Here is a 759-nt window from a genome sequence, read left to right as displayed (position 1 = left end):
TCATTCGGCAACAGATAATCAGATAGAACAAATAAAATTGGCAGCAGAACAACATATTCTTGCCACGGTAGAGCAGCCAGCCGGAGGTGAATTGACTGTGAATGCGGCAGACATTGACTCTCGAATCAAGGCAACAGACTGCCCTGAACCACTCGATACATCAGCTTCTTCCACCAGCAGCACCCGCAGCAATATCAATGTGTTGGTAGAATGCCCTGCCGATGACTGGAAAGTGTATGTCCCTGTTCGTGTCTCCTCTTCAGTACCAATGATCGTCGCAACTCGACAACTTGGCCGAGGTGAGATCATCAGCGCATCCGATGTCACAACGTCCATGATTGAGCTTCAACGCTTTCGCAAAGATGGCTTTTCCAGCTTCGAACAAGTGGTCGGTGCGAAGTTAAAACGTAGCGTTCGTCTTGGTGACGTGGTTGAGCGCAACGATGTTTGCGTGGTTTGCCGTAATGAAAAAGTGACAATAAAGGCCGTAAAATCAGGCATGACGATCACAACACAAGGCACAGCATTGCAAGATGGAGCCACGGGCGATCAAGTAAGAGTGAAAAATGACAAGTCACAACGTATAATAGAAGGCATAGTGACTGACATTGCGGAAATTACCGTCACCTTTTAACCTTTATTTAGGTAGCACAACCGCATTGTGAAAATTGATCAATAAAAATGCAAAAAATGATTAAAGTTATCGTTTAGTTGGTCGATAGTCTGGATACCAGTATTACGATACAAGGCAAAGGTTAA

At 44.9% G+C, this 759-nt stretch carries 1 protein-coding gene; it reads left to right on the top strand.

Translation table 11 applies throughout. From position 1 onward, the window contains the following. On the top strand, positions 1–634 hold a 634-nt coding region (flgA, locus tag R7Z77_RS25185), incomplete at its 5' end, for a flagellar basal body P-ring formation chaperone FlgA (protein WP_318137022.1). Positions 635–759 lie beyond the last annotated feature (125 nt).

This window comes from Vibrio sp. 1401 (assembly GCF_033340295.1).
This window is presented reverse-complemented; position numbering and strand designations above follow the sequence as displayed.